This is a genomic window from Streptomyces canus (genome assembly GCF_030815415.1).
Classification (GTDB): domain Bacteria; phylum Actinomycetota; class Actinomycetes; order Streptomycetales; family Streptomycetaceae; genus Streptomyces; species Streptomyces canus_F.
Map to the genome: position 1 here is coordinate 7,018,348 of NZ_JAUSWW010000001.1, position 25,257 is coordinate 7,043,604.

A 25,257-nucleotide genomic window follows, 5' to 3' on the forward strand; every position below is an offset into this window, starting at 1 on the left:
AAGACGGGCGACGAGCCGCGCCGCCACCGGCACCACGAGTGTCCCGTGCAGGAGAGCGGATCGGACGTTGTCCGAATGCTGCTCAACGAGAAGGACGCCGAGACGGTCCGAGGGTTGCTGCGCTGCCTGACCGGCTTGCGGTGACCCGATGCGGGTTTCGGCCGCGAGGCCGGGGCGCCCCCGCGCGTCAGCCGCAGGGGGCGGCCCCGACCGAGGTCCGTCAGGACTGTGTGACGGGGCGCATGGCGAGGCCCTCGGTGCCCTGCCAGTAGCTCACCCACTGGCCGTCGTCGGCCGGGAACGAGTCGACGGGCATGGGGACGTCGACCTCGGGGCCGGCCTCGCTTTCGCCGCCGGGGCTCCCGAGACCGAGCTTCATGAACGTCACGTCGTAGGTGTCCCTATGGCCACCGGTCGCCAGGAGACCGGCATAGGCCTTGTCGCCGTGAGCGAGCGTGATGGGCTCCCCGGAGTCGGTCTCCTCCTTCACGGGGGCCGGTCCCTGGGCATCGCCGAGCGTGACCACGGGAGCGCCCTGGACGTCGCACTTGCCGTCACCGGTGTTGGTGACGGTGAGGAGGATGTACCGGGCGCCTTCGCCCAGGCTGGGCTCGTTCGTGGCGGAGACCGAGAGGTCCTCCATGGTGCACAGAGGGATGCTGGAGCTGTCGCCGCCGCCGCTGTCCTCGCTCTTCTCAGTGCCGCCGTCGCTCGGCTCCGCCGAAGCGGTCGAACCCGATGTCGCCGAAGTCGTCGCGCTCGGCGAGTTCGAGGACTTGGCCGAGTCCGTCGTGCCCGGCTCGCACGCCGTGGTCCCCAGCAGCGCGGCCGCCGCCACGACCCCGAGGGCGTAGGGCTGCCAGGCTCTGCGGTTCGTACGGTTCCTGCGGGCAAGCATGCTCATGGTGTCCCCCGTGATGCGCTGTGATCGGTCGGTGCCGAATGGCGATGACCAGCAGAGTGTGCCCCGCGAATCGCGCTGACCTCGCCTGTCGCGCACGTTTGTTGCCGATCAGGTACAGGGAAGGGGCGATTCCGCCGGAACATCACAGACGAGGCGAGCGCATCACCCGCAGCGTGTTGCGACTGCCGTGACGAAGTCGGTCCAGGTGGTGGGGGAGAGGGTGACGTGGGGGGTCTGGGGGGTCTTGGAGTCGCGGATGTGGATGGTGGAGGGGGTGAGGGCGACCTCTACGCAGTCGCCGGAACCACCGCTGCTGTAGCTCGACTTGAACCAGGACAGTTCGCTGGTGGTCATAGCTCTCCTCGCATCCGCTGTAACAGGCTCATCGAGTCCGTGAGAGTGAGAGCCTGTGAGCGCATCCTGGCATACCGCATCTGGAGCATGCTGACCACTTTTGGATCAGCGATGAACTGGCCGCTCTCCTGTCCCTCGCAGTAGGCGAACCGCTGGGTGTCCGGGGTTTCCAGCAACTGCATTGGCCCATCCAGCCCCGCATGAGTCTTCTGCACCGTCGGCATGATCTGGATCTCGACGTTCCGCAGATCCGCGATCTCCAGTACGTGCTCGATGAGTTCCCGCGTGACGTCCTCCCCGCCCGTGCACCGCCGGAACAGGTGCTCCTCCAGGATGAACCCGAACGCCGTGTTCGGCCGTTCCCGCAGCAGCCGTTGGCGCTCCGCCCGAGCGACCCACTGGGCCTCGATCTGCTCGTCGTCCAGCGGCGGGAGCTGGTACGTGAACAGGGTGCGTGCGTACGCCTCCGTCTGCAACAGCCCCGGAATCAACCGGCATTCGTAGGTGTACAGAGTGATCGCCATCTGCTCCAGCGCCGCCCACTGCCGGAACCACGCCGCCAACCCCGGCTGACGCGCCAGCTTCGGGAACGACTTTCGCAACGCCCCCGTGTTCCCCGTCGCCTCCTCCCCCCGCTCCACGAGCACCACGTCCGGCATCCGGCGCCCCAACTCCACCGAAGCCACCGTGTGTTTGGAGAACCCCACCCGATCGCCGAACTCCTCCCTGCTCAGCCCCGCGTGCTCGCGCAGCGCTTGCAGCACCGCCCCGAACGTCCGCATGCTGTCCGACGACTCCGGCTCACCGCCACCACCATCGACCACAGTCGGTCACCTCCCGCGCCCATGGTCACGGTCGGTAACGCGTACTGTCCACCCCGTGACCGCGTACTCTCACGCGGCGTACGCGGCGTCTACCTGGAGAAGTGGCCCTCAGGTTCGCCAGATTGGGCCCCATGACCGCGCCCCCCACGCCACCCCATCCAGTTACCGTACGTACGTTCACCCAGCGCCTCAGCTCAACGCCCCGAGCCGCGCGCCTCGCCAGACACCTCACCCTGAACCAGCTCCACACCTGGGGCATCCCGCACGGCAGCGACACCTCCGACACGGTCGCCCTGATCGTCGCCGAACTCGCCGCCAACGCGGTGACCCACGGCCGCGTCCCGGGCCGTGACTTCGAGCTACGGCTCACCCTGGTCACCGGCAGCGTCCGCGTAGAGGTCACCGACACCCGTACGGAGCTGAGACCGCCGGCCCCCGGCGCCGTACCCGCACCCCTCGACGAGAACGGCCGCGGCCTCGTCCTCGTCGACGCGCTCGCGGACCGGTGGGAGGTCATCGACCGGGAGCCGCCCGCCAAGACCGTCCGGGCCGAGGTCGACCTCCCTGTTCACAGGTTTCGCTGAGGAACGCTTCAGGTAGGGCATGGAGGCTGCCGCACATGGGCGGACGCCGACCCCGCACTCCCGAAGCCGAACGCAGCCGCTTCCTCGAGCTCCTCCGGTACCGCGCGCTCCGGTTCCTCCGCCGCCCCCAGCAGCATGCCCTCCGGCGGACCCGGGGGAGGGGGCGGCGGCATGGGCCCCGGCGTCTCCCAGACCAAGTACGCGGACGTCGTGGGCGTCACCACCGACGGCAAGGTCGTCGAGGACCTGTACGCGATCCACTCCACGGACGTCTCCACGGACGCGCTGGTCAAGGCGGCGCAGGCGTTCCTGGACGGCCTCTCCACGAAGGAGCGCACATCCTGCACGTTCGACATCGACGCCGACGAATGGACGGCGTGGAGCAATGTCGACGGCTATGACCGCAAGGGCGTCCGCATGGGTGACCTGACCGAGAAGCAGCGCGACCTCGGCTACGCGCTGCTCGGCAGGGCACTCTCCGCCGACGGTCTCACCCAGACGCGCGGCATCATGAAGCTCAACGCGTTCCTGGGCGACTCCAACGGCGGCAACTAAGGCCGTCTCCTCGCAGTCGAACGGCAACGTGGACATGAAGGCCGGTGCCGGCCAGGACAACCTCGAGCTCGCCTACGAGGGTGTGCCCGGCTCCGGCCTCGGCTCCGCGCAGCGCAAGAAGTCCCAGGAGCACATCCACACCATCGTCCGCACGCCCAACGGCGGGACTACGGTGTGGACCTGCTGAAGCTGCGTCTGGAGAGCGACCACTGACGGCCACTCAGGGCTGTGCCCCCGACCCGGTTCCGGGCTCGGGGGCACAGGCGTGTGCCTCAGTTCGCGGCGCAGGCCAGGTTCCAGCCGCCGTAGGAGCCGCTGACGTAGGCACCGTTGTCCACGTGGCCGACGCGGAAGTAGAAGCAGGCGTTCTCGTTCATGTCGGTGTCGTAGACGTAGGCGTTGGACAGGCTCCAGCCGGTGTATCCGCCGGTGTAGTCCACGGAGATCTTCGTGTTGCTGGTGGACGGGGTGCCCGTCGTGGGGTTCGTGTACTGGAGGCGCACGCCTTTGCCGTCCGAACAGACGTCAAGGATCCGGAAGATGTCACCGTCGGGGTAGAAGTACGCGGCTCCGCAGGAGTTGCTGGAGCTGGCCGTGTCGATGGCGTAGGACGAACCGGCCGTACCGACCACGAGGGCCGCTGCGGCGGCGGCGGTTATGGCGAGGTGTCTGAGCTTGGGCATGCCGTGGTCTCCTTGCAGGCAAAGACGGATGGCGCGAGGGGTCTTCACGCGAACTTCACGCTGTGAACGGACTATGCCCCAATGGTTGATCTCCGTACAAGATCTCTTTGGTTGCGAACTCCTGTCAATGTCAGGGCCATTGACGCGCAAGTGATTCGATTCTACGGTCCGTCCGAATTGACGATCGTCGTCCGGGATTTCGGACGACCTCCCCCTTCCGTCAAGGAGGCCCGTGTGAGCCGCACCTCGCGCGTCCGAACCACCCTCCTCACCCTCCCCGCAGCACTCCTGCTCGCCCTGATCCCCAGCAGCGCCTCCGCGTACCCCAACCCCGGGACGGTCACCGGCTCCACGGTCGTCCACGACCCGACGATGATCCGCACATCGGCGGGCCGCTACCTGCTCTACGGCACCGGCGGCGGGCTCGGCTACAAGACCTCGACCGACCGGATCGCCTTCTCGGCCGGGAGCGACGCCTTCACGGCCAAACCGGGCTGGTGGTCGTCGTACGCCACGGAGGCGTGGGCGCCCGACATTTCGTACCACGGCGGCAAGTACCTGATGTACTACGCCGTCTCGACCTTCGGGTCCAACAAGTCGGCCATCGGGCTCGCCACTTCGACCACCGGACTGCCCGGCTCCTGGACCGACTACGGCACGGTCTACACCTCCACCACGTCGAGTGACTACAACGCCATCGACCCGAATCTGTTCGTCGACGGCGACGGCAAGTGGTGGCTGTCGTTCGGCAGTTGGTGGACCGGGCTGAAGATGATCCAGATCGACCCCGGCACCGGGAAGCAGCTCTCCTCCAACACCACCCGGCACTCCCTCGCGTCCCGCCCCACCGGGACCAAGGCCGTCGAAGCGCCGTACATCGTCAAGCGCAACGGCTACTACTACCTCTTCGCCTCCTACGACACCTGCTGCGCCGGCACCAGCTCCACGTACAAGGTCAAGGTCGGCCGCGCCACCAGCGTCACCGGGCCGTACTACGACAAGAACGGCGTCTCGATGATGAACAACGGCGGGACACCCGTCCTCGAGTCCCACGGGCGATACATCGGCCCCGGCGGCCAGTCGATCATGAGCGACTCCGACGGTGACCTGATCGTCTACCACTACTACGACGGCAACGACAACGGCACCCCCAAACTCGGCATCAACCTTCTGAACTGGAGCAGCGGATGGCCCGTCGCCTACTGACCCTGCTGGCCGCGCTGGTCCTCGCCCTCTCACTCGGGCAGTCCTCCGCGAGCGCGGCCTCGTTCGCCAACCCGGTCAAGACGCAGAAGGGCGCCGACCCCTGGATCTCGTACCACGACGGCAACTACTACCTGCTGACGACGAGTTGGACCAACGTCATCACCATGCGCAAGTCCGCCACCCTGGCCGGGCTCGCCACGGCGCCCAACCTCCAGGTGTGGACGGGCGACGCCGCCTCGCGCTGCTGCAACATCTGGGCGCCCGAAATGCACTACATCAACGGCAAGTGGTACCTGTACTACGTCGCCGGGCAGAACATCTCCGACTACAACTCCACCCAGCGCACCCACGTCCTGGAGAGCGCCGGGTCGGACCCGACGGGCCCGTACACCTACAAGAACCAGCTCAACTCCGCCTGGATGCTGGACCCCACGGTCGCGACCATCAACGGCCAGCTGTATCTGTTCGGCAGCGCGAGCGGCGGCGGCACGCAGAACATCGTCGCGGCCCGGATGTCCAACCCGTACACCCTGGCCACCGGCTTCTCCACCGTCTCGACGCCGACGTACGACTGGGAGCGCAACGGCACGGTCAACGAGGGTCCTGAGATCCTCCAGCGCAACGGCCGGACCTTCCTCGTCTACTCCGGCAGCGGCTGCTGGACCCCCGACTACAAGCTCGGCCAGCTGACCTTGACGGGCTCCGATCCGCTGGCGGTCTCCTCCTGGACGAAGAAGTCCACCCCGGTCTTCCAGCGCAACGACTCGGCGGGCGTCTACGGTCCGGGCCACAACGGCTTCTTCACCTCTCCCGACGGCACCGAGAACTGGATCGTCTACCACGCGAACGACTCCGCCTCCGACGGCTGCGACAACGGCCGTACGACCCGCGCGCAGAAGTTCACCTGGAACTCCGACGGCACCCCGAACCTCGGCACACCGGTAGCGCTGGGGTCGAGTCTGACCGGTCCCTCGGGCGAACCCTCGGCCACCTCCACGACGTACACCATCACCAACCGCAACAGCGGCAAGTGCCTCGAGGTCGCCGGGAGTTCGACGGCCGACGGGGCCAACGTCCAGCAGTACACCTGCGGTGGCGGCAACAACCAGAAGTGGCGCATCGAGGACCAGGGCGACGACACCAGCCGCCTCGTCAATGTGGCCACCGGCAAGGTCCTGGACACCGCCGACTGTTCCAGCTCCGACGGTGCCGACCTGCGCCAGTGGAGCTGGCTGAACAACACCTGCCAGCGCTTCCGCTTCGTGGTCACGGACAACCACTGGGTGAGAATCGTCAACCAGGCCACCGGCAAGGTGGCGGACGTGGCGAACTGCTCGACAGCGGACGCGGCGGACGTACGACAGTGGACGTGGCTGAACAACAACTGCCAACAGTGGCGCCTAAATCCGGCTTAAGGAGTCCCACCCAGGGGCGCGGGGCTGTATCGATTTGCGGCTCCGCCGCGGGGCGCGGCCAGCCCCCACGCACCCGCAGGCGAGACTCAGCCGGTCTGCCCCATCCCTGCCGCGTTGGGCCAACTCTGAGCCTGAGCGTTGGGCCACCCCGACGCGGGGGCGGGCGTAAGCCCGTTCGTCCCCCGCACCTGCGCCGCAGTGAGTCCACCCCGTGCGGGAACCCCCGGCGGGGTGGGCCCCTGGGGCGCGGCGAACGGCGACGGGGCAGCGGCCGCGGCCGCCGGTGCAACCGGCATCTGCGCGGCGGCCGGCATGGGCGCGGGCATGGGCATGGGCGTCGGTATGGGCGTCGGCATAGGCATGGGCGTGCCGTACCCGTTCGACTGGTCGTAGGAAGCGGCCGCGGCAGCGGGCATCGGCGCGGCGACCGGCATCGGCTGCACCTGCGGAGCGAGCGGCGCCCCCGCGCCGTTCGTGGAGCCGACCAGCCGGTCCACGGCCGCCGTACCCGAGCTGTAGTTGGTCCCGTTGGCCAGCTCGGGCACGGCGGCTCCCCTCCTGGTCCCGTAGAGCACCTGTTCCAGGCCGGACACCAGGCGACGGACGTCCACCTGGGGGCGCACCACGAGTCTCAGGAAGCGGCTGGACGAGCCGATCTTGTTGCCGCACTCGCGGACCAGGATCCGGTGCTCGGTGAGCAGTCGGTCCCGGACCACGGTGCCTTCGGCGCCCACGGGGAGGCGCACGAAGAGGAAGTTGCCCTGCGAGGGGTAGACGGTGAGACCGGGCAGCGAGGCGAGCTGGCTCGACATGTCCAGCCGGTCCCGGTACACCTGCTGGAGGCTCTGCGCGTACTCGGCGCCGTGCTCCTTGAGCATGAACACCACGTACTCGGCGAAGGCGTTGAGGTTCCACTTCGGGAGCATCGAGCGGACCCGGCCGGCGAGCGACGGGTTGGCGACCATGTAGCCGAAGCGGATGCCGTGCAGACCGAAGTTCTTGCCGAGCGAGCGCAGGACGATGACGTTCGGGCGCAGCATGGCCTCCTGCACCACCGACGGCTCCGCCTCCGCGTCGGCGAACTCCAGGAAGCTCTCGTCGATGACGATCAGGTCCAGATCCGCCATCGCGTCCATGAACTGCACGATCGCGTGCTTGTGCAGGAAGCCGCCGTCGGGGTTGTTCGGGTTGCAGATGACGGCCGCCCGGGTCCCCCTGGCCCGGATGAACTCGGCGTACTGGGCGAGGTCCAGGGCGAAGCCGCTGGATTCCTGGAGCGGGAACATGTCGACGCGCTTGCCGGTCTCCATCGGCTGGTCGGTCCAGCGGCCGAAGGTGGGGACGGGGATGGCGAGGGACTCGCGGACCAGCAGGTGGTCGATCCAGGTGATGAGTTCGGTCGAGCCGTTGCCCATCGCGACGGCCTGCGGCGGCAGTTGGAGCAGATTGCAGAGCTCGGACGTGATGGTGTCGGCGCTGCTCGGGTAGTACGTGATGATGTCGCGGAGGCGGCTGGACATCTCGTCCCACATCCCCGGTGTGGGGAAATACGGATTGACCGGAATACAGAAGTCGATCGGCCCCGCCCCGTCGCCGGCCGCCCGCGTCAGCGCCGCCATCGACGGGCTGTGTGCCGCGGTGGCTCGGAACAGCGAGGTGACGTTCTCGGCCATGGAACCTCCGTATGGGGCGGACCCGGTGGGGACGACCGGGACCGTCGTCTTCAGGTGGCCCGTGCGGGGGAGCACGGGCCGCCCCTACATACGAAGGCTGCGGTGGCGCTGTTCAACCGCTGAGAAACCGGTAAGAAATTGTGTGTCACCTGTGAAGAAGTTTCACAGGTGACGCGGCGTCACGCGTGGAACGAGTGAATCGTCGTCGTGCGGTACGTCTCGCCCGGTCGCAGCACGGTCGAGGGGAACGACGGATGGTTCGGGGAGTCAGGATAGTGCTGTGTCTCCAGGCACAGCGCATCGCCCTGACGGTAGCTGCGTCCGCCCGGTCCGACCAGGGTGCCGTCGAGGAAGTTGCCCGAGTAGAACTGCAGGCCCGGCTCGCTGGTGGCGATCCCCAGGGTGCGGCCGGATGACGGGTCGTGGAGGGTCGCGACGGGCTCCGGTTCGGCCGTGACGCCCTTGTCCAGCACCCAGTTGTGGTCGTAGCCCTTGGCGGCGAGCAGTTGCGGGTGCCCGGCGCGCAGGTCCCGGCCGATCGGCTTGGTCTCGCGGAAGTCGAAGGGGGTGCCCTCGACCGGTGCCACTTCGCCGGTCGGGATCAGACCCGGGTCGGTGGGGGTGTAGCGGGACGCGGCGAGCTGGAGCTCGTGGTCCTCGATCGTGCCGCTGCCCGCCCCGGCGAGGTTCCAGTAGACGTGGCTGGTGAGGTTGACGACGGTGGCCCTGTCGGTGGTGGCCTCGTAGTCGATGCGCCAGTCGCCCTGCTCGGTGAGGGTGTACGTCACCTTCGTGCGGAGCGTGCCGGGGTGGCCCATCTCGCCGTCGGCGGAGGTGTAGGACAGGCGCAGTCCGACGTCGGTGCCGTCGGTGAACGGCTCGATGTCCCACACCCGCCGGTCGAAGCCCTCGGCGCCGCCGTGCAGGCTGTTCTCGCCGTCGTCGACGGAGAGTTGGTACGTCTCGCCGTCCAGGGTGTAACGGCCCTTGCCGATGCGGTTGCCATAGCGGCCGATCAGGGCCCCGAAGTACGGGCTGGCGGCGACGTAGTCCTCGATCCGGGCGAAGCCGAGACAGACGTCGGCGTACCGGCCGTGCCGGTCGGGGACCTCCAGGGACTGCACGATCCCGCCGTAGGACAGGACCTTCAGACGGGTGCCGCCGTTCTCCAGCGACCAGCGGTGGATCTCGGTGCCGTCGGCGAGCTCGCCGAAGAGTTCCTTCACCGGTTCTGACTCTCCTCCCATGGGAAGGGCCCCGCCTTGCGACGGGGCCCGATCCGGTCGATCCGGTCTACGAACCGGACTTGCGCTTGTTCCAGACGTCGAAGCCGACCGCGGCCAGCAGGGCCATGCCCTTGATGACCTGCTGCCAGTCGGAGCCGACGCTGAGGAGGTTCATGCCGTTGTTCAGGACACCGAGGACGAGACCGCCGATGATCGCGCCGAGGACGGTGCCGACACCACCGCTCATGGAAGCGCCACCGATGAACGCCGAGGCGATGGCCTCGAGTTCGTAGTTCAGACCCGCCTTCGGGGAGGCCGCGTTCAGTCGCGCGGCGATCGCCAGACCCGCCAGGGCGGCGAGCGCGCCCATGTTCAGGAAGACGAGGAAGACGACCTTCTTGTCCTTCACACCCGACAGCTTCGCCGCCGGCAGGTTGCCGCCGATCGCGTAGATGTGACGGCCGAAGACGGCGTTGCGCATGACGTAGCCGTAGCCGACGACCAGCCCGCCCAGGATGAGGAGGATGATCGGCGCGCCCTTGTAGCTGGCGAGCAGCATCGTGACGACGAGGACCGCGGCGACGATCGAGACGAGCTTCAGCAGGAAGAGGTTGCGCGGCACCACGTCCAGGGCGAACTCCTGCTGGCGCTTGCGGTCCCGGATCTCCTGGAGGACCACGAAGACGATCAGGACCAGGCCGAGCAGCAGCGTGATGTTGTGGTAGTTGGTGTCCGGGCCCGTCTCCGGCAGGAAGCCGTTGCCCATCTTCTCCAGGCCGCTCGGGAACGGGCTGAGGGTCTGGCCCTCCAGCAGGATCTCCGTGAAGCCACGGAAGATCAGCATGCCGGCGAGGGTCACGATGAACGACGGTATGCCGAGATACGCGATGAAGAACCCTTGGATGCCGCCCGCCACCGCGCCGACCACCAGGCTCAGCGCCACCGCGACCGGCCACGACACGTTGTGCTGCACGGTCAGCACGGCCGCGAACGCGCCCACGAACGCCGTCAACGAGCCGACCGACAGGTCGATATGGCCCGAGATGATGACCAGCATCATGCCGATCGCGAGGATCAGGACGTAGGCGTTCTGGAGGACCAGGTTGGAGACGTTGCGCGGCTCCAGCAGGACGCCGTCGGTCCAGACGGCGAAGAGGGCGACGATCAGGCCGAGGGCGATCAGCATGCCGTACTGGCGCATGTTGCGGCGCAGGCCGTCCAGCATCAGCTGCAGCAACCCGCTGTCGGAGGACGGTCCTCCGCTCTTGCCGGGCGGGACCACCGCCGGGCTCTTGGTCACGTCGGTGCTCATCGGGTTACCTCTTTGTCCTTGGTCATCTGGCGCATCAACGATTCCTGCGAGGCCTCTTCCCGAGAGAACTCGCCGGTCAGCCGGCCGGCGGCCATCGTGTAGATGCGGTCGCACATGCCGAGCAGTTCCGGCAGCTCGGACGAGATGAAGACGACCGCCTTGCCCTGGGCGGCCAGCTGGTCGATGACGGTGTAGATCTCGAACTTGGCGCCCACGTCGATGCCCCGCGTGGGCTCGTCCAGGATCAGCACATCGGGACCCGCGAAGATCCACTTGCTGAGGACGACCTTCTGCTGGTTGCCGCCGGACAGCTTGCCCACCGGCTCGAAGACGGTCGGCGCCTTGATGTTCATGGTCTTGCGGAAGCCCTCGGCGACCTTCCGCTCCTCGTGCTCGTCGACGATCCCCCGCTTGGCCACCTTGCCCAGCGCGCTGAGCGAGATGTTGCGGTTGATGGTGTCGATGAGGTTGAGGCCGTAGTGCTTGCGGTCCTCGGTGACGTACGCGATGCCGTGTCCGACCGCCTCGGACACGGTCTTGGTACGGATCTCCCTGCCGTCCTTGACGACGGTGCCGCCCGCGTGCCGGCCGTAGGAACGGCCGAAGACGCTCATGGCGAGTTCGGTACGTCCCGCACCCATCAGACCCGCGATGCCGACGATCTCCCCGCGCTTGACGTTGATCGACACGTCGTCGACCACCTTGCGCGCCTGGTCGATCGGGTGGTGCACGGTCCAGTCCCGGATCTCGAGCGCCGGAGCCTCTTCCGACTCGCCCTTGTACGCGGTGCGTTCGGGGAAGCGGTGGTCGAGGTCGCGGCCGACCATGCCGGAGATGATCCGGTCCTCGCTGGTCCCCTCGGCCTTCACGTCGAGCGTCTCGATCGTCTGCCCGTCGCGCAGGATGGTCACCGAGTCGGCGACCTTGCGGATCTCGTTGAGCTTGTGGGAGATGATGATCGAGGTGATGCCCTGCTTCTTCAACTCCAGGATGAGATCCAGGAGTTTGCCGCTGTCCTCGTCGTTGAGAGCCGCGGTCGGCTCGTCGAGGATGAGCAGCTTCACCTTCTTCGAGAGCGCCTTGGCGATCTCCACGAGCTGCTGCTTGCCCACGCCGATGTCGGCGACACGGGTCTCCGGGTGGTCGCTCAGACCGACCCGGCGCAGCAGCTCACTGGCGTGCCGCAGGGTCTCGCGCCAGTCGATGAGCCCGCCCTTGGCGTGCTCGTTGCCGAGGAAGATGTTCTCCGCGAGGGAGAGGTAGGGCACCAGCGCGAGTTCCTGGTGGATGATCACGATGCCGTGATCCTCGCTCGCGCGGATGTCCTTGAACTCGCAGCGATCCCCCTCGAAGAGGATCTCGCCCTCGTACGTGCCGTGCGGATGGACGCCGGAGAGCACCTTCATCAAGGTGGACTTGCCGGCGCCGTTCTCACCGCAGATGGCGTGGACCTCGCCCTGCCGGACGGTCAGTGTGACGTCCGAGAGCGCTTTGACACCGGGAAAGGTCTTGACGATCGAGCGCATTTCCAGGACGGGTCCCGCCATGGTCGTGCCTTCCAATCTCTGTTCTGTCTACAGGCGGCGCAGGACTACTTGAGGTCGCCCTCGGTGTAGTAGCCGCCGTCGACCAGGACCTGCTTGTAGTTGCTCTTGTCGACGCTCACCGGCTTCAGCAGGAAGGCGGGGATGACCTTGGAGCCGTTGTCGTAGGTCTTGGTGTCGTTGGTCTCCGGCTTCTTGCCGTTCAGGACCGCGTCGACCATGCTGCCGGCGACCTTGGCGAGCTCACGGGTGTCCTTGTAGACGGTCTGCGTCTGCTGGCCCGCGATGATCGACTTCACCGAGGCGAGCTCGGCGTCCTGGCCGGTGAGGACCGGGAGCGGCTTGGCCTTGGTGCCGTAGCCGTCGGACTTCAGCGCCGACAGGATGCCGATCGAGATGCCGTCGTACGGCGAGAGCACCGCGTCGACCTTCTTCTTGGAGTACGACTTGGTGAGGATGTCGTCCATGCGCTTCTGCGCCGTGGCGCCGTCCCAGCGCAGCGTGGTGACCTGGGTGAGGCCCGTCTGGCCGGACTGGACGACCAGCTTCTTGCTGTCGATGTACGGCTTCAGGACGCTCATCGCGCCGCCGAAGAAGTACTTCGTGTTGTTGTCGTCGTTGGAGCCGGCGAACAGCTCGATGTTGAAGGGGCCCTTGCCCTCCTTCAGACCGAGCTTCTCGACGATGTAGTTGGCCTGGAGCTCGCCGACCTTGGTGTTGTCGAAGGACGCGTAGTAGTCGACGTTGGCCGTGCCGAGGATGAGGCGGTCGTAGGCGATGACCGGGATGTTCGCGTCCTTGGCCTGCTGGAGCACACCGTTGAGGGACTTGTTGTCGATCGCCGCGACGATGATCGCCTTGACGCCCTTGGTGATCAGGTTCTCGATCTGCGAGACCTGGTTCTCCGGGTCGTCCTCGCCGTAGACCAGGCTGGTCTTGTAGCCCTTGGCCTCCAGGTCCGCCACGACGTTCTTGCCGTCGGCGATCCAGCGCTCGGAGGACTTGGTCGGCATCGAGATGCCGATGGTGCCGCCCTTGGCGCTGCCCGATTCCTCCGCACTGCCTCCTTCGCTGTCCTGGCCGCAGGCGGACAGGGTGAGGGCGAGGACGGCCGAGGTGGCTATGGCGGAAAGTGCGGCTCTGCGGTTCAGCATGATCATCTTCCTTGATGTTCTGGAGGCCATGGGGGGCTATCCGGCGGTGCGGGCGCCTGTCGGGGGTGCGGGGCGACCGAGAGAAGTTGTGTCGGAGTCTGTGTGACTCCGTGTACTTCTGTGAAGGGGCGTTGTCCGGAACGTTATGCAGGCGTTTCGAATCGCTTGAGCGCGCCGGGCAGTCGCGAGCCGAGCGGCGCCATGTCGCCGTCCGCTCCATGCCGTGCGAGCAGGTCCAGGGCGAGCCGTCCGCGCCGCACTCTTTCCTTGGCGGTGGACAGCGTGAGCTCGCGCATGTGATGCCCGTACGGGTAGATCCCCGGAGCCTTCGACAGGCCGAACTTCAGATAGAGCGGGGCGCCGCGCCGGATCAGCTCGGCGACCTCGTACATCCGCACATAGCCGCCGAGGTCGTCGGGGGCCTCGATGTACATGTCCATGGGAGCGCCCGACACCCGGCGGATCTCCGTGAGGTGATCCAGCGTCAGGTCGCTGGGTACGTTGATCGAGTCGCCGCCGAGGTTCTCGTAGACGGCGTACGCGGCCGGGTTCACCGGTCCGATCAGCGCCGACACCTTGAGGGTCGTGTCGGCCGGGATGATCCCGGCGACCCGCGCCCGGTGCAGCGCCCACAGCACGCCCTCGTCGGCGACGAGGAGGCACTTCACACCCAGCTCGGTGGCGCGGACGGCGTCCTCGATGCACCCGGCGACCGCGTCGTGCCCCCGGGCGCGCAGCCCGCCGCCCCTGGAGTCGGTCCGGGTCGAGCCGCCGATGTCCCAGGTGCCGCGGGGACCGGTGAACAGGCAGAGCTCGATGTCGCGCTCGGCGGTCGCCTCCACCATCTCGGTGATCTCGGCGTCGGTGAGCATCCACACGCCCGAGCCCTGGCTGATCCGGTGGATCGGCACATCGAGCCGCGAGGACTCCTTGAGGACCACGCCGAGGGCCTCGGGGCCCTCCACGGAGGGCACTTCGGTGCGCCAGCGGCCGCCTCCGGGGAAGGAGTGCGGGGAGGCGTCGGCGGGATCGTGCGCGGGTGCGTTCAGGCCGAGCGCAGCGAGCGCCTGCTCACCGGGTCGTCGGGCCGCGCTGGCGGTGGTCTCGGTCACAAGCTGTCCTTCAGGTTCGATATTTCGGACGAGGGTCGCGGCTCTGGGGAAGGCCTTGGATGTACGCCGGTACGAAGTCGTCAGGTACCCCGTACCGGCGTACGGCTCAGAGGTGTGTCACGGCCGCAGGAGGACTTTTCCGACCTTCGGGTCGCCGGATCCCACCAAGTCGATGGCCTGCGCAAACTCATCCAGCGGCAGCTCGTGCGTGACGAGCGGCAGCGGATCGAGCAGCCCGGCCCCGAAGACCCGCACGGTGTGCGCCCAGGCGTCCGGCGGCGCCCCGAACACGGTGTGCACCTCCAGCTGCCGTACGACGAGATCGGTCGGGTCGAGGCCGTCGGCACCCGGTGCCGGGATGCCCGTGAGGACGAGCCGGCCACCGCGCCTGAGCAGCGCGGCCGCGGTGTTCGCGGCGGACGCCGACCCGGCGGTCTCGATGACGACGTCGAAGTCGTCGGGCAGCTCCTGGTCCCGGGTGCGGAAGTCGGTGGCGCCGAACTTCTTCGACAGCTCCGCACGGTCCGGGCGGGTACCGACCACCAGCAGCTCCGAGGGCGAGCCCGCCTTCAGGAACTGCACGGCGAACATCCCGAGCGTGCCCGTGCCCACCACGGCGACCCGCTCACCGGGCCGCGCGTTCGCCTTCAGCGCGGCGGCCGCGATGCACGCGGCGGGCTCCAGAAGCGCCGCCGCCGTCAGGTCGGCGTCGTCCGGGAGGGCGTGCAGCAGCCGGGCCGGCAGCGTGAGCGTGGTGGCCATGGCGCCGGGCTGGGTGAACCCGGTCTCCTCGTAGCCCGCCGTGCACAGCGTGGTCTCGCCCGCGTGGCAGCGGTCGCAGACCTGGCAGTTGCGAAAGCCCTCACCCACCACCTTGCGGCCGACCAGCGAGGCCGGAACCCCGGACCCCACCGCCTCGACCGTGCCCGACCACTCGTGGCCGGGGGTGAGCGGGTAACGGACGTACCCCTCGGGCCGGTTGCCCTGGTACACCTCGCGGTCGCTGCCGCAGATGCCGACCGCGTGGACGCGGACCAGGGCCTCCCCGGCCGCGGGCTCGCGAGGGGTGTGTCCGACGAGCTCGTGCTCGCCGGGCGCCGCGACGACGACGGCGGTGCTCACTGCTCGGTGCCCTTCGGCTTGCGCCGCTCCCAGCCGTCGGCCCACAGGTCGAAGCGGGCCTGCTGCTGCGGGAACTCGGCGGCGGCGTCGACATCCAGCTCGACTCCGAGGCCGGGCTCGTGGGAGAGGTGGAAGTAGCCGTCCACGACCTGCGGGGCGCCCTTGACGACCTTCTTGATGTCCGCGTCGGCGAAATCGTTGAAGTGCTCGAGGATCTTGAAGTTCGGCGCGGTGAAGCCGACCTGGAGCGAGGCGGCGGTCAGCACCGGACCGCCCACGTTGTGGGGCGCGACCAGCATGTAGTGGGTCTCGGCGGTCGCGGCCAGCTTCCGGGTCTCCCAGATGCCGCCGATGTGGCCGACGTCGGGCTGGATGATGTCCACGGCCTGGCTCTCGAAGAGCTCGCGGAACTCGATGCGGTCGTGGATCCGCTCACCGGTGGCGACCGGCATGTCGACCTTGGCGGCGACCTTCTCCAGCGCCTTCAGGTTCTCCGGCGGCACCGGCTCCTCCAGCCACGCGGGCTTGAAGGGGGCGAGGTCCCGGGCCAGGCGTACGGCGGTGGCCGGGGAGAACCGGCCGTGCATCTCCAGCATCAGCTCGGCGTCGGGGCCGATGGCGTCCCGGACGGCCTCGATGAGGGAGACGGCGTACATGCTCTGCTCGTGGTCCAGCTCGAAGTGCCCGGTGCCGAAGGGGTCGATCTTGAGCGCCTTGTACCCGCGCTCCATGACCCCCTGGGCTGCCTTGTGGTAGGCCTCCGGGGTGCGCTCCGTGGTGTACCAGCCGTTGGCGTACGCCTTGACCTTGTCGGTGACCTTGCCGCCGAGCAACTGCCAGACCGGGACGCCCAGGGCCTTGCCCTTGATGTCCCAGCAGGCCATCTCGATCACGGCGATGCCGGACATCACGATCTCGCCGGCCCGCCCGTAGTCGCCGTACTTCATCCGCTTGACGAGGTCCTCGACAGCGAACGGGTCCGACCCGAGAATGTGGTTGGTCTCTGCCTCGTGCAGATAGCCGAGCAGAGCGTCGGTGTGGCCCAGCATGCGGGTCTCGCCGACTCCGGTGAGTCCCTCGTCGGTGTGCACCTGGACGTAGGTCAGGTTGCGCCATGGCGTCCCGACCACGTGCGTGCTGATTCCCGTGATGCGCACGTCAGCTACTCCCTAGTACTTTCCAGCTTGTTCGAAATTTCGGCTCACGTTCGAAATGCTGGCACGACCGTAAGGACGACGTGGTCGGGGTGTCAATGGGTCGGGTGGTCGAACGGCGTAACGGTTTTGGTGACGCGCACAACTGCGCCGGCATCTCGACTCTCCCAGCCAGGCGCGTTATTCAACCGTGACACCTTCCATGCTGCAGCCCTCTTGACCGCCATGAATTGTTAGCGCTCACAATGACCTCCGCATTCACCGATCGATGCCGGCCGGCATCCGAGGAGGTACGAGCATCGTGTCGGTGGTGCTTTCATCAGTGATCGCCAAGGGGGTGTGACCGTGAACCACTTACAGCTCCGGCCGCCCACCATGGCCGACGTGGCACGCCTCGCCGGCGTGTCCCACCAGACCGTGTCCCGGGTGCTGGGGGACCACCCCAACGTCCGGGACGAGACACGGGCCAAGGTGCTGCGTGCGATCGAGGAGATGGGCTACCGCCGCAACTCCTCCGCCCGTGCTCTGGTCACCCGGCGCACCCGGACCCTGGGTGTGGTCGCCTCCAACACCACGCTCTACGGACCGGCCAGCACCCTGTTCGCACTGGAGGACGCGGCGCGGGCCGCCGGGTACACCGTCTCGACGGTCAGTCTGCGCAGGCTGGCGGTGGAGACGCTCTCCGAGGCCCTGGACCATCTCAGCGAGGGCGGGGTGGAGGGGGTCATCGCCCTCGCGCCACAGCGCTCCGCGGTCGAGGCCCTCGCCGAACTCCGCCACCCCTTCCCGGTGGTGGCGGTGGGGACCGGGTCCGGTGCGGAGATCCCCAGCGTCAACGTGGACCAGCAGCTGGGCGCACGCCTGGCCACCGGCCATCTGCTGGCCGCCGGCCACCGCACGGTCTGGCATCTCGCCGGGCCCGAGGACTGGCAGGAGGCCGCCGACCGGGAGACCGGCTGGCGGGCCACCCTCGAAGCGGCGGGCATCGAGCCGCCGACGCCGCTGCGGGGGGACTGGAGTCCGCTTTCGGGCTACCGTGCGGGCCAGGAACTGGCCGGCTGGGTGGGCCGTGGACTCACCGCCGTCTTCGTCGCCAACGACCAGATGGCACTGGGGGCGTTGCGGGCGCTGCGTGAAGCGGGCGTGCGCACTCCCCAGGACGTCGCGGTGGTCGGCTTCGACGACATCCCGGAATCGGAGTTCTTCGCTCCACCGCTCACCACCGTCCGGCAGGACTTCGCGACGGTGGGCAAGCACAGCATCGCCCTGCTGCTGGACCTCATCGAGGGGCGGGCTCCCTCCGGGGTGCCCGGAGTCGCCATCGAACCCCACCTCGTCGTCCGGGCCAGCACCGCTCCCGACTGACACGACAATGCGGAACCAAAGGTCACAATTCGTACACCAGTGTGACCGATATTTCGAATAATGATCGACAGGCTGGACGCAGTGAGTCGGTCCTCGCGAGTAACAACGGTCCTCCCCGGACCGGCTCTTCAAAGGAGAAGAACATGCTCAACAGAAGGAACTTCCTCACCGCGGCCATCGGCGTCGCGGCGGCAGGCACCCTGGCCGCCTGCGCCAAGAAGGACGAAGGCTCCGGCGACTCCACCGGCAGCGGCGGCAGCAAGACGATCACCCTCGGCTTCTCCCAGGTCGGCTCCGAGAGCGGCTGGCGCACGGCCAACAGCGACTCGGTGAAGTCCGCGGCCAAGGAGGCGGGCTACAAGCTGCAGTTCTCCGACGCCCAGCAGAAGCAGGAGAACCAGATCTCCGCCATCCGCAGCTACATCTCGCAGAAGGTCGACGTCATCGCCTTCTCCCCGGTGGTCGTCACCGGCTGGGACGCGGTGCTCAAGGAGGCCAAGGCCGCGAAGATCCCGGTGGTCCTCACCGACCGCTCGGTCGAGACCTCGGACGAGTCCCTGTACGTCACCCTGGTCGGCTCCGACTTCACCGACGAGGGCCGCCGCGCCGCCAAGATCCTCGAGAAGGTCATCGCCAAGGCCGGCCTCAAGGGCAAAGTGAAGATCGCCCAGCTGGAGGGCACCACCGGTGCCGCCCCCGCCATCGAGCGCGCCAAGGGCTTCAAGGAGGTCATGGACGCCGACCACGCCGACGACTGGAAGATCGTCGTCAGCCAGACCGGTGACTTCACCCGCGCCGGCGGCAAGCAGGTCATGGCGGCCTTCCTGCAGTCCAACCCGGACATCAACGTCCTCTTCGCGCACAACGACGACATGGCCATCGGTGCCATCCAGTCCATCGAGGCGGCGGGCAAGAAGCCCGGCAAGGACATCCTGATCGTCTCGATCGACGGCGTGAAGGACGGCTTCGTCGCGATGTCCGAGGGCAAGATCAACGCCATCGTCGAGTGCAACCCGCTGCTCGGCCCCCAGCTGATGGAGGTCGTCAAGACGGTCCACGAAGGCGGCAAGGTCGAGCGCTGGATCAAGACCAAGGAGAGCGACTTCATGCAGGACCAGGCCAAGGCCGCGCTCCCCGACCGCAAGTACTGACCGACCGGCGGCGCCGACCGACTGGCGGCGCCTGCCGATTGGGGCGTCGGCCGAGCGGCGGTGCTGACCGGCCGCCGTAGTGACCGATCGCGGTGATGACCGACCGCACCACCGGCAGGGAGCCTCCCGCCGAACCGAGTACCGCTCGGCTCGGGTCACGGAGGCTCCCCGCGGGCCTGATCCGATTGCACGAGTTCAAGAGGAGCGCTGCCATGGCAGAGCCGCAGCCCGTCCTGGAGATGACGGGCATAGTCAAGGAGTTTCCGGGGGTAAGGGCTCTGTCGGGCGTCGACTTCCGGCTCTTCCCCGGCGAGATCCACGCCCTGATGGGCGAGAACGGGGCCGGGAAGTCCACCCTGATCAAGGTGCTGACGGGGGTCTACTCCCTGGACGGCGGCACCATCACCCTCGACGGCAAGACCGTACGGATCGGCAGCCCGCTGCAGGCGCAGCACGCCGGTATCAGCACGGTCTACCAGGAGGTCAACCTCTGCCCCAACCTGTCGGTGGCGGAGAACATCTTCATCGGCCGTGAACCCACCCGCGCCGGCCGCATCCAGTGGAAGCGCATGCGCAAGGAGGCCGCGGAGCTCGTCGACCGGCTCGGCCTCGACATCGACGTCACCGCGCCCCTGTCCTCGTACCCCCTCGCGGTGCAGCAACTGGTCGCGATCGTACGGTCGGTGGGCACCGGCGACAGCGACGGCTCGGGCTCCGGCACCAAGGTGCTGGTCCTGGACGAACCGACCTCAAGCCTCGACCGCGACGAGGTCCTCGAACTGTTCCGTCTGATGCGGCAGTTGCGGGACGAGGGCGTCGCGATCCTCTTCGTCTCGCACTTCCTCGACCAGATCTACGAGATCTGCGACCGCATGACCGTCCTGCGCAACGGCACCCTCGTCGGCGAGCACCTGGTGCGCGACCTCGACCAGGTCGGGCTGATCGAGCTGATGATCGGCAAGGCCCTGGACCAGCTGGAGGAGCTCCACGACCACCAACTCCACGCGGACGTCGGCGAGTCGCTGCTGAAGGCGGAAGGCCTCGGCCGGAGCGGCGGTATCGCCCCCTTCGACCTGGACATCAAGAAGGGCGAAGTCGTGGGCCTCGCGGGCCTGCTGGGCTCCGGCCGCACCGAACTGGCCCGGCTGCTCTTCGGCGCCGACCAGCCCGACAGCGGCAAGGTCACCATCGGCGGCAAGCAGGTGGCGATGAGCGCCCCGAACGACGCCATCGGCGCCGGGGTCGCGTTCTGCTCGGAGAACCGCAAGGCCGAGGGCCTGGTCCCCGACCTGACGGTCCGCGAGAACATCATCCTCGCCCTCCAGGCGTCCCGCGGCTGGACCCGCCCCATCCCCACCGCCCAGCGCGACGAACTGGTCGCCAAGTACATCAAGGCGCTGGACATCCGGCCCGCCAACCCGGAGGCCCGGGTGGGCCAGTTGAGCGGCGGCAACCAGCAGAAGGTGCTCCTCGCCCGCTGGCTGATCACCCAGCCGAAGCTGCTGATCCTCGACGAGCCGACGCGCGGCATCGACATCGGCGCCAAGACGGAGATCCAGAAGCTGGTGGTCTCCCTCTCCGAGGACGGCATGTCCGTGCTCTACATCGCGGCCGAGCTGGAGGAGGTCCTCCGTCTCAGCCACACCATCGGCGTCCTGCGCGACCGCAAGCTGGTCGCGCAGCTCACCAACGGGCCCGAGATCACCACCAGCAAGATCCTCGAGACCATCGCGAGCGGAGAACAGCAGTGACCACCACCTCCCGCTGGCGAGCACTGACGCGCCACAACCTCTTCTGGCCGATCGTGGTCCTGGTGGCCCTGCTGCTCGTCAACGTCCCCTTCACACCCGACTTCTTCGCCATCCGCATGACGGACGGCCACCTCTACGGCAGCCTCGTCTCGATCGTGCTGTTCGGCTCGCCCCTCATCCTGGTGGCCGTCGGCATGACCCTCGTCATCGCGACCGGCGGCATCGACCTCTCGGTCGGCGCGGTCGTCGCCATCACGGGCGCCCTGACGTGCTCGTACATCAGCGACCAGTCCGACCAGGACGCCCTGGCCGGAGTGCTGCTGGCGATGGGCGTGGGCCTGATAGCGGCGGTCGTCTGCGGCCTCTGGAACGGCTTCCTCGTCGCCCGTATGGGCATCCAGCCGATCATCGCGACGCTGATCATCATGGTCGCCGGCCGCGGCGTGGCCCAGCTGATCACCGACGGCCAGATCATCACCATCAACAGCGAGCCGTACAAGCTGATCGGCGGCGGCTACTGGCTGACCCTGCCCTTCTCCATCTTCGTGGTGGCCGCGGTGGTCGCCGTCACGGTGGCGCTGACCCGCCGCACGGCCCTCGGCCTGCTCGTCGAGTCCGTCGGCGGCAACGCCGAGGCCAGCCGCCTGGTCGGCATCCGCTCCCGCCGTATCAAGATCATGGTGTACGTCTTCTGCGCCCTGTGCGCGGGCATCGCGGGCCTGATGATCAGCTCCAACACCTCGGCCGCGGACGGCAACAACGCCGGCCTGTGGATCGAGCTCGACGCGATCCTCGCCGTGGTGATCGGCGGCACCTCGCTGCTGGGCGGCCGGTTCTCGATCGGCGGCACGGTGGTGGGAGCCCTGGTCATCCAGACCCTGACCACCACGATCTACACGATCGGCGTCCCGACCCAGACCAACCTGGTCTTCAAGGCCGCCGTCGTCATCGTCGTCTGCCTCCTCCAGTCCCCGAAGTTCCGCGCCAAGGTCTTCGGCGCCCGCGCGGAGACCGCCGCCCCGGCGGCGCCCGCCGCGGTCGCCGAGCCCGCCGACTCCGCTCCCAAGATGGAGGTGTCGTGATGAGTACGACCACCAAGACCCCCACGACACCGCAGACCCGTACGCCGTCCAAGGCCGCGCGCCTGCTCGGTGACCGGCGGCTGCCCGTCCTGGTCACGGCGGCGTTGTTCCTCGTGATGTACATCGGCGGACTGAGCCGCTATGTGAACTACGGCTTCGGCGACTCGCAGGTGTTCCTCAACCTGTTCATCGACAACAGCTATCTCCTGGTCGCCGCCGTCGGGGCCACCTTCGTCATCATGTCCGGCGGCATCGACCTGTCCGTGGGCTCGCTGATCGGCTTCACGACGATGCTCACGGCGTGGCTGGTGCAGGACGTGGGTCTGCCGCTGCTGGTCGTCATCCCCATATCGCTGGGCGTGGGAGCGTTCGGCGGCTTCCTCATGGGCTATGTGATCCACAACTTCGAGATCCAGCCGTTCATCGTGACACTCGCGGGCCTCTTCCTCTTCCGGGGCCTGTGCCTGGTCATCAGCAAGGAGTCGATCGCCATCACCGACTCGGCCGTGAGCAGTCTGGCCGAGACGCGGGTGTCGCTGGGCGTGGGGGACCTGTCGATCGGTGCCGTCGTGGCCCTGCTCGTCCTTGCCGGGGCGTTCTACCTCCTCCACTACACCCGCTTCGGACGCCGGATATACGCCATCGGCGGCAACGAGCAGTCGGCCCTGCTGATGGGCCTGCCGCTGGGCGGCACGAAGATCGCGGTCTACACGCTGAGCGGCTTCTGCTCGGCCCTGGCGGGCCTGCTCTTCATGCTCTACATCCAGTCCGGCGACCCGCTGCACGCCGTGGGCATGGAGCTCGACGCGATCGCCGCGGTGGTCATCGGCGGCACGCTGCTGACGGGTGGTTCGGGTTATGTCGTGGGCACGCTGTTCGGCGTACTCGTCCTCGGTCTGATCAAGAGCATCATCCAGTTCGAGGGCACGCTCAGCTCCTGGTGGACGAAGATCGCCACGGGTGTGCTGCTGTGTGCGTTCATCCTGATCCAGCGCGTCATGACGACCCGTAAGGAAACGTGAGCGGAGGGGGAACCGGTCCGCTGCGGCGCGATGTCGCTTTCGATGCGATGAGGTGGCTTGAGGGCAGAAGATCCTCAACTCGCCGCGCCGGAACGTCCGGTTCCCCACACAACCTTCACAGGAACCTCTAGGAACGTCGCCGCTCAGGAACTTAATCTTCCCGCGTCATGGACTACTGCCTCCCGTGCCGAAGGCACCTCAACGGAGCCCTCGCCTGCCCGGGCTGCGGCACCTCAGCCCAACAACTCCACGCGTACGCGGCGGCCGAGCCGCATGCCGCCGCCCAGCCGCAACAGCCGCATATGCAGCAGCAGGCGGGTGTGGGGGCGGACGGTGACGCCTATGAGGCGTACGGGGCTGCCGGAGGGTACACGGGTGCGGCGTACGGCGACGGGTCCAAGGGCGGTGTTGCCGCGGAGAGTGGCGACCAGAGCGACGAGCGGGCCGAGGCGGCTGAGACCGTGGGAGTGCCCGCGGGTGGTGGTCGGGCGGCGCGAAGACGTGCGCGGGGTAGGGGTGGCAGGGCTGTCGAAGTCGATGAGGAGCCCGAGGGCTACGACGACTCCGACGAGTTCGACGAGTTCGAGGACGACGCCGAGGACGATGCCGCCGGTGGTACGAGTCGCCGTGACCGCAAAGCGGCGGCGCATCGGCGTCGGCGCCGGCGGACCCTGCTCATCGCGGCGGGCTTCCTGCTTGCCGCCGGTGGTCTGAGCCTGGCGGAGCTCGGCATGGACGCTCCCGGCTCGTCGTCGACGCCTGCCGCGGCGGGGGGCGAGTCGGCGGAGGGCGCGGCCGAGGCGGAGGCGAGCAAGCCGGCGGAGCCACTGACCGACGAGAACGGAACCACCCCGTCGGCCTCCGCATCACCGGACGCCTCGAAGTCCCCGTCGGCATCGGCCTCGGCCTCGGAGTCCAAGGACCCCGACAAGGGCACCCAGTCCGCGGAAGCCTCCGCTCCGAACCTCACCACATCCGCCCCGGCGGCAACGACCCCGGCATCCTCCGCGACCCCCACGTCGAACCCGACAACATCGGACCCGACACCAGCCCCGTCCCCGACCCAGACGTGCGAACGCTTCCTGTGGTGGTGCACCTAGGCGGGTGGATGCCTGCGGCGGCCCGTGGCGGGTTGGTGGGGGTTCGCGTTGCGCACTGCTCGTCGTTGGGGGTCGGTGCCGCACCGGGGGGTGTCCGTCCTCGGTCGGGCGGTGCTGTGGGTTGGGGATGTGCTCTTGGTTGGTCGCCCGAGGCTGCGGGCGGACACCCCCCGGTACGTCCCCTTCTCGCCGTTGCGCGAGCGCGGGCCCGTCCCGCCGGGGGTCACAGGAGACGGCTCTACGGTGGCGGCCGGTCCGGCGTCCGGGGACGGGGGCTCGCCATCCCGATCCCCACCCACCCGGAGAGGGCTCCGCCTCTCGATGCCGGTCCAGGTATTTTCAGCCCGTCCGGCGTTTGAGGACGAGGCCCTTCGGGCCGATGGGGGTCCAGGGGGCGGAGCCCCCTGGGGCGGGGTCGAAGGGGCGGCAGCCCCTGGAGGATGGGACGGGTAGGGGCGGCGGGGGCGAGGAACCGCCCGGCGCGTACCCCCCGTCTCAAACCCCCAGCATCCGCCGCAACAGATCCCGGAAAACCGTCCGCTCCGCATCGGACAACCCCGCCAACGGCTCCCGAGCGAACCGCAACGACTCCCGAAGGCTGCGGGCCACCGCCCGCCCTTCCTCCGTCACCGCCGCCAGCTTCACCCGCCGATCCGCAGGATCCGGCCGCCGCTCCACCAGCCCGCGAGACTCCAGCCGATCCACGATCCCGGTGACATTGGACGGCTCACACCGCAGCTTGTGCGCCAGCTTCCGCATCGGCAGCGGCTCCAGCGCCAGCAGACTCACCAGCCGAGCCTGCGCCCCGGTCAGCGCATGCTCCGCCGCCGCATCCTCGAAATCCGCGTAGAAACGGGCCACGACGTCCCCGATCAGCTCGACGACCTCAAGGGTCAGCGCATCGGGACGAGCGGTCTTCTGTGGTGTGGCCATGGCCCCAGCGTACCCCCATTACTTGACAACC

23 protein-coding genes and 2 pseudogenes are annotated in these 25,257 nt (G+C 68.1%); 12 read left to right on the forward strand and 13 right to left on the reverse strand.

Features of this window, described 5'->3' with window-relative positions; all coding sequences use genetic code 11:
* Positions 1-220 precede the first annotated feature (220 nt).
* From QF037_RS32420 to QF037_RS32430, 3 genes are all read right to left on the reverse strand, one after another.
* Entirely contained in the window at positions 221-904 is a 684-nt protein-coding gene (locus QF037_RS32420; protein ID WP_307031346.1) for a DUF4232 domain-containing protein, read from the reverse strand.
* A 162-nt stretch (positions 905-1,066) separates the two neighbouring features.
* Positions 1,067-1,258: a DUF397 domain-containing protein gene (locus tag QF037_RS32425; RefSeq protein WP_307031348.1), complete on the reverse strand. Its 192-nt coding sequence runs from the start codon at positions 1,256-1,258 to the stop codon at positions 1,067-1,069.
* Positions 1,255-2,040, reverse strand: a complete 786-nt coding sequence (locus QF037_RS32430; RefSeq protein WP_373463978.1) for a helix-turn-helix domain-containing protein — start codon at positions 2,038-2,040, stop codon at positions 1,255-1,257. The genes QF037_RS32425 and QF037_RS32430 overlap by 4 nt, the downstream gene beginning before the upstream one ends.
* A gap of 173 nt (positions 2,041-2,213) precedes the next feature.
* On the opposite strand from QF037_RS32430, the gene QF037_RS32435 reads away from it, so the two are divergent.
* From QF037_RS32435 to QF037_RS32445, 3 genes are all read left to right on the forward strand, one after another.
* Positions 2,214-2,666: an ATP-binding protein gene (locus tag QF037_RS32435; protein WP_307031352.1), complete on the forward strand. Its 453-nt coding sequence runs from the start codon at positions 2,214-2,216 to the stop codon at positions 2,664-2,666.
* Positions 2,667-2,837: 171 nt separating this feature from the next.
* Entirely contained in the window at positions 2,838-3,221 is a 384-nt protein-coding gene (locus tag QF037_RS32440; RefSeq protein WP_307031354.1) for a DUF3500 domain-containing protein, read from the forward strand.
* Positions 3,222-3,249: 28 nt separating this feature from the next.
* A complete protein-coding gene (locus tag QF037_RS32445; RefSeq protein WP_307031357.1) occupies positions 3,250-3,408 on the forward strand; it encodes a hypothetical protein in 159 nt (52 codons plus the stop codon).
* 85 nt (positions 3,409-3,493) lie between these two features.
* On the opposite strand, the gene QF037_RS32450 is transcribed toward QF037_RS32445, so the two are convergent.
* On the reverse strand, positions 3,494-3,904 hold the full coding sequence (locus tag QF037_RS32450) for a hypothetical protein (protein ID WP_307031360.1): 411 nt from the start codon (positions 3,902-3,904) through the stop codon (positions 3,494-3,496).
* Positions 3,905-4,138: 234 nt separating this feature from the next.
* Between QF037_RS32450 and QF037_RS32455 the strand changes: the two genes are divergently transcribed.
* Positions 4,139-5,110 (forward strand): arabinan endo-1,5-alpha-L-arabinosidase, encoded by a 972-nt coding sequence (locus QF037_RS32455; RefSeq protein WP_307031362.1) that lies wholly within the window; start codon positions 4,139-4,141, stop codon positions 5,108-5,110.
* On the forward strand, positions 5,092-6,525 hold the full coding sequence (locus QF037_RS32460; RefSeq protein WP_307031364.1) for a family 43 glycosylhydrolase: 1,434 nt from the start codon (positions 5,092-5,094) through the stop codon (positions 6,523-6,525). The genes QF037_RS32455 and QF037_RS32460 overlap by 19 nt, the downstream gene beginning before the upstream one ends.
* A gap of 86 nt (positions 6,526-6,611) precedes the next feature.
* On the opposite strand, the gene QF037_RS32465 is transcribed toward QF037_RS32460, so the two are convergent.
* The 8 genes and pseudogenes from QF037_RS32465 to QF037_RS32500 all read right to left on the reverse strand — a co-directional run bounded on the left by QF037_RS32465 (position 6,612) and on the right by QF037_RS32500 (position 16,825).
* Positions 6,612-8,198, reverse strand: coding sequence for a pyridoxal phosphate-dependent aminotransferase (locus QF037_RS32465; protein WP_307031366.1), 1,587 nt, complete (start codon positions 8,196-8,198; stop codon positions 6,612-6,614).
* Between the two features lie 179 nt (positions 8,199-8,377).
* A pseudogene (locus tag QF037_RS32470) lies at positions 8,378-9,433 on the reverse strand (aldose epimerase family protein); the annotation flags it as partial.
* 58 nt (positions 9,434-9,491) lie between these two features.
* Positions 9,492-10,736, reverse strand: a complete 1,245-nt coding sequence (gene mmsB / locus QF037_RS32475) for a multiple monosaccharide ABC transporter permease (protein WP_307031370.1) — start codon at positions 10,734-10,736, stop codon at positions 9,492-9,494.
* On the reverse strand, positions 10,733-12,283 hold the full coding sequence (gene mmsA, locus QF037_RS32480) for a multiple monosaccharide ABC transporter ATP-binding protein (protein ID WP_307031372.1): 1,551 nt from the start codon (positions 12,281-12,283) through the stop codon (positions 10,733-10,735). Before mmsA ends, mmsB begins: the two co-directional genes overlap by 4 nt.
* A 44-nt stretch (positions 12,284-12,327) precedes the next feature.
* Positions 12,328-13,434, reverse strand: coding sequence for a multiple monosaccharide ABC transporter substrate-binding protein (chvE, locus tag QF037_RS32485; protein ID WP_307031374.1), 1,107 nt, complete (start codon positions 13,432-13,434; stop codon positions 12,328-12,330).
* Positions 13,435-13,577: 143 nt separating this feature from the next.
* Positions 13,578-14,546, reverse strand: coding sequence for a hypothetical protein (locus tag QF037_RS32490; protein ID WP_307031376.1), 969 nt, complete (start codon positions 14,544-14,546; stop codon positions 13,578-13,580).
* 117 nt (positions 14,547-14,663) lie between these two features.
* Positions 14,664-15,668, reverse strand: coding sequence for a zinc-dependent alcohol dehydrogenase (locus tag QF037_RS32495; RefSeq protein WP_307031378.1), 1,005 nt, complete (start codon positions 15,666-15,668; stop codon positions 14,664-14,666).
* The gene (locus QF037_RS32500) at positions 15,665-16,825 is read right to left on the reverse strand and encodes a mandelate racemase/muconate lactonizing enzyme family protein (protein ID WP_307031380.1); all 1,161 of its coding nucleotides are present in this window, start codon (positions 16,823-16,825) and stop codon (positions 15,665-15,667) included. Before QF037_RS32500 ends, QF037_RS32495 begins: the two co-directional genes overlap by 4 nt.
* 342 nt (positions 16,826-17,167) lie before the next feature.
* On the opposite strand from QF037_RS32500, the gene QF037_RS32505 reads away from it, so the two are divergent.
* The 7 genes and pseudogenes from QF037_RS32505 to QF037_RS32535 all read left to right on the forward strand — a co-directional run bounded on the left by QF037_RS32505 (position 17,168) and on the right by QF037_RS32535 (position 24,293).
* Entirely contained in the window at positions 17,168-18,187 is a 1,020-nt protein-coding gene (locus tag QF037_RS32505) for a LacI family DNA-binding transcriptional regulator (protein WP_307031382.1), read from the forward strand.
* A gap of 143 nt (positions 18,188-18,330) precedes the next feature.
* On the forward strand, positions 18,331-19,338 hold the full coding sequence (locus QF037_RS32510) for an ABC transporter substrate-binding protein (protein WP_307031383.1): 1,008 nt from the start codon (positions 18,331-18,333) through the stop codon (positions 19,336-19,338).
* 212 nt (positions 19,339-19,550) lie between these two features.
* Positions 19,551-21,089 carry a sugar ABC transporter ATP-binding protein gene (locus QF037_RS32515; RefSeq protein WP_307031385.1) on the forward strand — a complete coding sequence of 513 codons (1,539 nt, stop codon included), beginning with the start codon at positions 19,551-19,553 and terminating at the stop codon, positions 21,087-21,089.
* A complete protein-coding gene (locus QF037_RS32520; protein WP_307031387.1) occupies positions 21,086-22,171 on the forward strand; it encodes an ABC transporter permease in 1,086 nt (361 codons plus the stop codon). Before QF037_RS32515 ends, QF037_RS32520 begins: the two co-directional genes overlap by 4 nt.
* A complete protein-coding gene (gene yjfF / locus QF037_RS32525; RefSeq protein ID WP_307031389.1) occupies positions 22,171-23,193 on the forward strand; it encodes a galactofuranose ABC transporter, permease protein YjfF in 1,023 nt (340 codons plus the stop codon). The genes QF037_RS32520 and yjfF overlap by 1 nt, the downstream gene beginning before the upstream one ends.
* 167 nt (positions 23,194-23,360) lie before the next feature.
* A pseudogene (locus QF037_RS51510) lies at positions 23,361-23,900 on the forward strand (SCO2400 family protein); the annotation flags it as partial.
* A 24-nt stretch (positions 23,901-23,924) separates the two neighbouring features.
* Positions 23,925-24,293, forward strand: coding sequence for a hypothetical protein (locus tag QF037_RS32535; RefSeq protein ID WP_307031393.1), 369 nt, complete (start codon positions 23,925-23,927; stop codon positions 24,291-24,293).
* Positions 24,294-24,788: 495 nt separating this feature from the next.
* On the opposite strand, the gene QF037_RS32540 is transcribed toward QF037_RS32535, so the two are convergent.
* Positions 24,789-25,226: a MarR family winged helix-turn-helix transcriptional regulator gene (locus QF037_RS32540; protein WP_307031395.1), complete on the reverse strand. Its 438-nt coding sequence runs from the start codon at positions 25,224-25,226 to the stop codon at positions 24,789-24,791.
* Between the last annotated feature and the right edge of the window lie 31 nt (positions 25,227-25,257).